General features: G+C 56.7%; 9 protein-coding genes. 5 read left to right on the top strand and 4 right to left on the bottom strand.

Features of this window, described 5'->3' with window-relative positions; translation table 11 throughout:
• The 4 genes from P0D89_RS49075 to P0D89_RS49090 all read right to left on the bottom strand — a co-directional run.
• A partial coding sequence (locus P0D89_RS49075; RefSeq protein ID WP_408367834.1) for a fumarylacetoacetate hydrolase family protein occupies nucleotides 1-313 on the bottom strand: 313 nt, incomplete at its 3' end.
• On the bottom strand, nucleotides 223-912 hold the full coding sequence (locus tag P0D89_RS49080) for a cytochrome b/b6 domain-containing protein (RefSeq protein WP_408367832.1): 690 nt from the start codon (nucleotides 910-912) through the stop codon (nucleotides 223-225). The genes P0D89_RS49080 and P0D89_RS49075, both read right to left, overlap by 91 nt.
• Before the next feature lie 294 nt (nucleotides 913-1,206).
• A complete protein-coding gene (locus tag P0D89_RS49085; protein WP_408367830.1) occupies nucleotides 1,207-1,845 on the bottom strand; it encodes a response regulator transcription factor in 639 nt (212 codons plus the stop codon).
• 458 nt (nucleotides 1,846-2,303) lie between these two features.
• Nucleotides 2,304-2,717 carry a hypothetical protein gene (locus tag P0D89_RS49090; RefSeq protein ID WP_408367828.1) on the bottom strand — a complete coding sequence of 138 codons (414 nt, stop codon included), beginning with the start codon at nucleotides 2,715-2,717 and terminating at the stop codon, nucleotides 2,304-2,306.
• A gap of 751 nt (nucleotides 2,718-3,468) precedes the next feature.
• On the opposite strand from P0D89_RS49090, the gene P0D89_RS49095 reads away from it, so the two are divergent.
• From P0D89_RS49095 to P0D89_RS49115, 5 genes are all read left to right on the top strand, one after another.
• Nucleotides 3,469-3,906 carry a PRC-barrel domain-containing protein gene (locus tag P0D89_RS49095; protein ID WP_408367826.1) on the top strand — a complete coding sequence of 146 codons (438 nt, stop codon included), beginning with the start codon at nucleotides 3,469-3,471 and terminating at the stop codon, nucleotides 3,904-3,906.
• Between the two features lie 377 nt (nucleotides 3,907-4,283).
• Nucleotides 4,284-4,538, top strand: coding sequence for an RNA recognition motif domain-containing protein (locus P0D89_RS49100; RefSeq protein WP_408367824.1), 255 nt, complete (start codon nucleotides 4,284-4,286; stop codon nucleotides 4,536-4,538).
• Nucleotides 4,539-6,046: 1,508 nt separating this feature from the next.
• Nucleotides 6,047-6,658, top strand: a complete 612-nt coding sequence (locus tag P0D89_RS49105; protein ID WP_408367822.1) for a hypothetical protein — start codon at nucleotides 6,047-6,049, stop codon at nucleotides 6,656-6,658.
• Nucleotides 6,659-7,244: 586 nt separating this feature from the next.
• A complete protein-coding gene (locus P0D89_RS49110) occupies nucleotides 7,245-7,943 on the top strand; it encodes a chromate transporter (protein ID WP_408367820.1) in 699 nt (232 codons plus the stop codon).
• Nucleotides 7,944-8,014: 71 nt separating this feature from the next.
• Nucleotides 8,015-8,398 (top strand): BON domain-containing protein, encoded by a 384-nt coding sequence (locus P0D89_RS49115; protein WP_408367818.1) that lies wholly within the window; start codon nucleotides 8,015-8,017, stop codon nucleotides 8,396-8,398.
• Nucleotides 8,399-8,473: the final 75 nt, after the last annotated feature.

The following is an 8,473-nucleotide window of genomic DNA, read 5'->3' on the forward strand; positions in this document are numbered from 1 at the left end:
GTGCCCCGGTGCCGTCGAAGTTCTTGCCCATCGTCCATTGCGGTGTTCGGAACTGGTAATCCCTCAGCGTCGCATCGTTGAAGATCGTGTAGCCCGCCACGTGATCCAGTACCGCTCCCTTCCCGATGTTGCGCCCGGACTTGCCGACGACCGCAACCAGTTCCCCTTCGTAATCCAATTGCGACGACTGTGCCGGCATACGAATGGGATCACCATGACCAATTAGACTGGTCGCGAAACGTGCAAAGACAGTCGGATAGGTCTGCGCTTCAAAGGCCGCCTCGCTCGAATGATCCCGATAGTTGAGACCCACGCAGATAATCTTGCGAGGATGTGACAAAGGAGGCAAAAAACGCGCCTGGGTAAGATCGACTGCAGGGCCGCCCTCGAGTCGCTTTGCAACGCAATATCGACGATGACGACGAGATAGGCGAATTTCTGTACCGCGTTGTAGCGTGAGAGGTCCTTATGCCCGAGCTTGCCACGCAGCGCGGCGACGAGATCGGTTGTAAGTGACCTGAAACTGATCGGCGGCAGTTTCCGGCGCAGACGTCCTGAAACGAGATTCAGCCCGAGGTAGACGAGGAAATTCACAAACAGCAGCCACATGACCGCGAAGTGCCATAACAATGCGGCGCCGAGCCAGCCGCCCAATGTAATGGCGGAAGGAAATCGCAAGACTGGAAAGATCAATGAGGCGTCATAGACCTGCCAGCTGCTCATGACCATCAGTACAACAGCGAGCGCGTTAATCCAGTGCGTGATGCGGACCCAGACGGTTGAATCGTTTCGTAGCTCAAAGCGATCTCGTGATTGATGAGGTTGCCCATTGTCGGAAACGCCAAGGCGCGGCTTTGCGATTCGTTGTCGCCTGCAGCGTGCGCCTTGCGAGACTGATGTGATGGGCTGCACACCCGCCGCCGGCTGGAAAACGGGTCAATGAGACCTGCGTGATGCCGTCGGAAGGCACTTGGCATTGAATCGTCTTGCGCGAACGGCCGACAATATCCTGTGCACCGTCACCGATAATCGGAATCGCCAATCTATGTGACGTCCGTTTTGCTCTACGATGGTTTACCGACGAGCAGATGGTCCCAATCCTGCGTGAGGCAAACAAGGCGTCAGTCGCCGAGGTCTCTTTGAATTTCACAATCCGACCACTTGAAATCCGTGTCAGAGAGTCTCAAAGAGAGTTTGACGTTAGCGTCAGGCATCCGACGTGGTTGAAGGCGAGATTTCGATTTGCAGTTTGCTTACCTGTCTGACCAAAGTGGAAAATGAATCGGCCTGCATTTTTCTCATGATACGGCCGCGATGCACTTGCACGGTATATTCGGTAATGCCAAGGATTGCCGCCGTCTCCCTGTTCAGCAGACCGCTTGCGAGTAACGGCAACACCTCCTGTTCACGAGGCGTCAGCGATTGATAGAGAGCCCGGAGCGTGGCCGCATCCGCCGCCTCCTTGTGGAAAACGTGTGCCCTGGCGAGTGCCGCATCGACAGCGCGCATCAATGCTTCTTCAAGGAAGGGCTTTGTGAGGAAGTCAACAGCCCCGCCCTTCATGGCAAGGACCGCGGACGGCACATCTCCCCACCCAGTAATGAAAATTACGGGAATTCGAGAGTCCACGCTGACAAGCTTCTGGACTTCCAGGCCATTCATGTCTGGCATTCTCAAATCCAGGATCAGACATGAAACGACATTCCGACGAGCCCTATCCAGAAACTTCCCACCGGAGCTGAATACCTGAACGCTTCTTCCGTTTGCGCTCAGCAGCGTAGAGAGTGCCGTTCGCACCCGCCTGTCGTCGTCCACCACATAGATCAGTTCGCTTACGGATTCCATGGAACACCTCCGTTGCCAGGTGAAAGCTTCCCCTAACACCGCGCAACCGGTCCACGACAATCTCGTTGAATGTGCCTCTCACATGGTCGCGCCGACAAACCACAAGTACTGCAAAAAACAACCGACGATACTCCCGCTCAATTTGCGAGCCACGAACCGCTGCGCCGGAAAATTCCACCATTTTCGGAGAAATGCAGAGGAATACCATTTACTTTTTCGATGAACCCCAAGGGTGACATGCTTGACGATAGCCGCGGTATAGCGAACCATCTACAGCACAAGATGGTCGGTCGCATGAAGACTCACATTAAAGCGCTCCGGCGTCAGCCCAAAGATTCTCATGACCGTCTCCCGTTTCAGATCACTGTCGGGAATCGCTGCGACAGCACCCAACTACGGATTTGCGCTCGCAGCGCGACCGTGCGCGTCGCAGCGGCGGCTTTACTCCATCGTCAACGTCAGCTCATGTCCTTCACACGTAGAAAGGCGTTCGCCGCGACCAATAGTCCCGCGTCATGTTCGCGAAGCGTCGCCTCCACCTCATCGAATGCCTCTTTCAGCTCGCGGCGCCCCGACTTCGTCGAGTTTCCGCTACCGCGAATGACTTCGGCCTCATTTTTCAACCGTTTCACAAGCTTCGCCGCACACCGGCTGTCAAGGACCGCGTTTCGGACAAAGCCGTTGATCTGGCCTATCAGCGCGAACAGCGTCGCTTCGGTCGATTGATTCAGGCGCTCGTCCGCATCAAGAAGCGGTCGCTCTTTCATCTTGATTCTCCGATTAGCTCTTGGATTGAACGTACCGAGATACTGCGCCCAGGGATTGTTACGGCGAGCACTGCGCCTCCGCAAAGTCGTCAGACGGATTGCCAATTTCGATGAGTGACCACAGTTCGTTGTCCATAAGCTCTTTATGTATCCGCTTCTCATCGGACAAAACAAGACAGTAAATTGGCGCCTTGCGCGCAGGGCTAACAGACCCCATGGCTAATTTCGCAACATCTCCTTGATCTCCTTGAAGTGTTCGACCCGTCCCAAACGCGCACCCGGGCCTCAAGGCAATTCAAACCATTTCATACTATCCCGTGCGTCGGCCCGACTATCAGCGAACACTCTGGCGTGTCCTCGCGCCGGCGATGCGATGGCCCAGTCGCTTCGCCGCGACTTGCATTTCCTAACCTGGCCACAGAGCGACCACCGCATGAGACCATCGTCACGCATTTGATTGCGCATCACACCATCACCGCAAGCGGTATCTTCGGATGCGGTGATACGATTTTTAAGCCAGCTATTCCGGCGCATTGATCAAGCGCCACAGAAACAACATATATCACTGTGTCCGGCCGAAACATTGCATATTTATGTAATCCGAATCACGTCCGTGCGACTGACGCCATTGCTCAACAAGCCTCCCACCGCGCCTCGCTGGATTGATACCGGATTCATGTAGTAGCCGTCTCTCGCCCCGCCGACTATCATCAAGTACTCGGTATTCTGAACCGTTCAATCCTGTCACCACAGCGTGGTGATTGCACTGAGGACCCCAATGTGACCGCCGGCAGGATGGCCGTCCTGCCCAGCAATTCAGGGCAAACAATTCAACAACTCCTCCTGGAGAGACAGTATGGTTTCAAAAGCGCTAGTGTCTGTTCTTCTTGCCGCGTGTGCCGCTGTGACTGCGCAGAGAGCGGCGGCGCAGGTGGTGGGCCAGCAGCCGATAGGAATAACGGTGGCGGAAGCGGATGCTATCCTTTCGGGGTGGAGTGTCAAGCGTTCGATCCTACGCAAGCCTGTATTTAACGACAATGCCGATAAAATAGGCACAATCTACGATATCGTCGTCGCGCCGGACAAGTCGGTTTCGTATGTCATCATCGATGCACGGGGATTCGTTGGGATACCTCATCACGATGTGGCGGTTCCCGTCGACCAACTGGATTTCGTCGATGGTAAGCTTGTTTTGCCTGGGGCGACGCGTGACGCACTCAAAGCAATGCCTGCGTTCCAATACGCGAAACTACCTGTAATACCGAAGCCACGAGATGTAAACCGGCATCAGTGAGATCTGCCGATGACGATGTCAGGTCGGAAAGAAACTGCCGGAGTCTCGCTTCTATATCGCGATGAGTCGGAGCGACATGCGCACGCTGCTCAAAGTGACGACCCTATGGCGGCCAACGCGGTCGATCTGATTTGCTATTGAATCCCGCGCGAGTTCGGCGCGCCGGACGCGATCGCGGTTACTGTGCGGATCATTTAGCATGCGCCGCCCGTGCGCGAGCAGATGCGCCGCGCTGCGGCATGGCGCTCAACATCACGGCAAACACGCGCCACGGACCGGGGATCAGGAAGGCGGCACGCTTGCGACATGGGTAATCCCGACCACCGAAGAGCTCACGATCGCGCAGCACGTGCTCGAACCGCTGGAGATGCAAAAATATGAAACTGTGGATCGGCAATCTGCCGCTGAACAAGAACGACGAGGACATCCGCGCGTTTGTGCGGAAATATACGCACGTCGAAATCGTCGCGATAACTCGCGTTGACGGCGATGGGTCACGCCCGGGCGTACTGATTGAAATCGGTGGGGCCACTCAGTTGATGCTATCAGGCATGCAAACGCGCCTGAACCAGATGTATTGGGATCAACATGAGCTCACCGTGCACATCCTGTCTTTCTCGGACCACGGCTAGGCGCCGGACGAAACGCGGTGTTCGCGCAACGTCACTGCGAAGGTCGGCTTGCCGTCCCTTGACGGATTCGAATCAAACGGCATTTCCAAAGGGAAAGACGATGCTTATCTTGAAGATCGCGCTGGCGGCGACGCTGACTGTGGCCGGCCCGACCCTCCTCGCAGCCGCGTGCTTTTGGTGCATCGGCGCGATTCGACGAGTGGCGAAAGCCGTCATGCATGTCGATAGACAAGCGTCGCGTTCCGCAAAGCACCCTCTTTAGCCAAGCCAGCGGACGTTTTTGCAGCACCCTCGACAACGCAATAGTTTGCCCATCGAAGATTGCACCGCTCTCGCAACGGTCAGACCGGCGCAACGATTCGCGCGGTGGCTAAGTCCGGGACGCTTGATCGCTGCCGCTGCGCGATTGCCGAGCCTCGCGCTGAGGGCCTGACTCAGCAGATCTGGCGGTGGGCGCCCCCCATTACGCACTCGTCCCAGCGACGCGTGGTAAATCTTTGGCGACGAGCAACCAAAATTGACGTCAGCGCCACGGCCAACCTGGTCGATCTGTACCAGACGCTGCTTGCCGGGCGGGCAACTCCAAGTGCTGAAGGGGCCGTGCCGGACGTCGAACTACGCGCTCGGCGGCTCGACGCATTGGTTGCCGCCAATCGGCAACATCGCCCACTGCAACAGCCTAACGGCTGCAGAATTCTAGCGCATGATCCCGTAACTGTCGGCCCCGAGCATCCGCCAAGCGACGCGTCGGGCAAGCACCTATGCCCTGTGTGAGGGCATCTTTGCTCCTCAGTTCGTTCTATATACGAACATTGTCGCGAGGCAAAAGAGAAGTCGGTATCAGGAGGCGCTTCAAGTATGAGCCCCGTTGAAAACGAGGCCTGCTTCAGTTGTCGTGGCGGGCATTGATGCAGCCCTCAATCGTTGAACATAGCTCTCTCTTGAAGCACTGTAGCAAGCGAGATTCGGCGTCGGTACTGAATGTTTATGTCGTATTCTCGTGACGGTTTCACGAGGGCCTTGCTGGAACATCATAGGAAGCCCAAGGTAGCGAATGGACTTTTGTGACGCGTACCAATCAACTGCTATCGAACGGGAACGGGGCGCGCTGTTGATAACGGGGTTGAACATGCCGAACAAGTCGAATGCTGCGGAGGCTTTGCCAAGGGTGGTAGAAGGAGCGCGTAGCGCGACTGGAAGCACACGCGGCACAGGGAACTCAGCCCCCTTATCGCACATCGTTTGTTCCTGTCAGGTCGCGTGCATCTCCCCGCACCCGTGACCGGGAGGGCGCCCCGATGCAGGCCACAGCCAGTTACGCGAAAACCGCGCCGTCATACGTACGCTATAGCACGGCGATGGGCGACCGCATGTCGCTGCTCATGAACCGCTGCAGACGCACCCAAGCCTCGGCATACCGGTGTGCGGGGATCGACGCCAGCTGCCGGTCATGCATCACCACGACCTGCCCGAGGACGGCATAATCCTCCCACAAGGAGGGCCAGGCATTGCGTACCGAGACCACCATCAACGACACCCACGACTTCGGCGTGGGACGACTGCTGCGCAACTTGCCCGAGTTGCGACGCATCGGCTTTGCCGCCAATCGGCGCATGTTCGAGATCGAGCAGATCAGCCACGACTGCGCATTGGGCGAAGACGCGTTCCAGGCCCTGCAGCGCCCGCGCCATGTTGACGGGCAGCGTGCTGCGACACTGCGCTTTGCTGACCCGAAGGTCCATGCCCTACTGCATGCACTGGTGATGTTCGTCTTCGTCGCACGCGGCTTTACCAACCAGGACCTGCGCCAAGGCTATGCCGTGCTGCTGGGGCTGCATGCCGGCGACATCACACCGGGACGCATGAGCTACGAATTGCGACGCCTGCGCCTGCATGGCCTGATCGAGCGCGTCCCCAGGACCCACCGCTATCACCATACGGATCTGGGGTTGCAGACGGCCCTGTTCTATATACGCGTGTACTCGCGCATCCTGCGGCCCGGACTCGCATTGGTCAGCCCTCAGGCACCTGCGGCTTCACCAGCGTCACTGCACCGCAGCTTCCGCTCCGCCGAACAGGCCGTCAACACATGGTGCGACGAAGCGAAAATCGCTGCGTAGAAGAATCTGACTCAATTGCTACGGAATCAATTCAGTCAAGGATTCTAGCGGAGCGCTGTTTGCTGTAATGACGGACGTGGTACCAAATTCAACGAGCGCGGTCCAGGAGAAGATGCTCTGAATACCCATTGCAGCAATAGCGCTCAAACCCGCCGGAACAGCGACATTATCATCTGAGATCCTGATTATCGATGTCAGATAAGCACGACCCATGAATGTAGCAAGCTGATTCTGTTTTCCCAAGGATTAGTGAAGTGTTAGTCCATAACGCCGCGCCTCATGATGCTAGGCGCCATCCACTTCCTCATGCTGCTGGCGAGAGTCGAGAGCTCACTATTCCCAAACTTTGCCTGGATGATAGGCACCCCAGTGACGCTTGGCAACTACATAAAGTTGGGATCCGATTCTCGCGACGTTGTGTGGGCCGGGTGCCGAGGCTTGTTCGCCGATATGACGTCGTTCAGTCGCCCCGGGAGCCCGAGGCAAATGAAAATAGCGTACAACAATCATGTGATTGGAAGGGGGAGGATTGGCCTCTACTCTCCCTGGTCGCCGACCTCCTGCACTCGCCCCCTCATGACCGGACGTGCGGTCAACCGGTCTCTCTTCCGAACACTCGACTCAGGCGGATTCTGCACTGGAGTTACTCGCGGGTTTTTGTCAGCTGGGGCTGACGTGCTTCGACGGTCCAATTGCCCATCCGAGATACTTTCGCCGGGAATTCGTCGAACGACACCGCTGGCTTGATGACGAGACCTTCGCAGATTTCGTTCTGGCTTTATTCAGTTCCCTTCCGAGACCTGCGAGCAGCCAGGTGGGATTCTCGACTGGTCTTTTGGGAGCAAGGTGGCTTGGGGGACTCTCGGCTTGGCCGTGGGTTCACCTTGCCTTATCGGCAAGCGCTACGCGCTCGCCATTCGACAGCGGCAGTACTTGCAGGAGCGACCTTCAGCGTCGTCCTCCCAGTCTCGCCTGCCAGATTCCCCATCAGGGGAGCCTTCCCTCGCTTAAGCCATGCGTCTCGTCGATGAATACGGAATTGACTCCAGTTTCATGTAATAGCGGTCAAACATCCTGTCCACTACCATCGAAGTCAGGTAGAACACTTATACGTCCCTCATCCTGGGTGATCGAATTGCGAACCATGAGTTTTATAGCACTCTGCAGCGCAGCCAATTGTTCCGTGCCCGAAGGTTTGAAGAAAGGTGGGAAGTCTGACTACGAGGCGACCGTATCACTAACGGCCACCCTCCCCTTTCTCTATACAACAACATCGACACCGTAGATAAGTCCGCCGTGTGTACCCATTGCAGCGTCTAAGAAACTTCGCTTAACTTTTAAACGCCAGGTGAATATATGAACTTGAGAAATATGGTAGTTGGCATTGCAGCCACGGCCCTGCTATCTACAGTTGCTTATGCGCAAACTCCGGCAACAAATTCGATGAATCAAGATCCGGCTACTAATGCCGCGGCACCAGATCAGGTGCCCTCTACAAAAAAAACTGAGCGCGCGGCGAATCGGGCCCTCGCGAAACGGGTGAAGCAAACCCCCTACAAAACCAAAGGTCTGGAGGAGTCAGATATCGCAGTCTTCTCGAAGGCAAAGACGGGCCAGGTCATGCTGGCGGGATTTGTCCGGAGTGAGGACCAGGATCACATTGCCACGGCGGCCGCTGGCAAGGTTCAAGGTGTCACTTCGGTGACGAGCAAGCTGACGGTGCAGCAAGAAGGTAACTGAGCGGTCCAACAACCTGATTGGTGGCTATGGGACACGCTCGATACTTGAGTCGCTCACTCGCCCGAGAGGGGCATC

This window comes from Paraburkholderia sp. RL18-085-BIA-A (assembly GCF_046027075.1).
Taxonomy (GTDB): Bacteria; Pseudomonadota; Gammaproteobacteria; order Burkholderiales; family Burkholderiaceae; genus Paraburkholderia.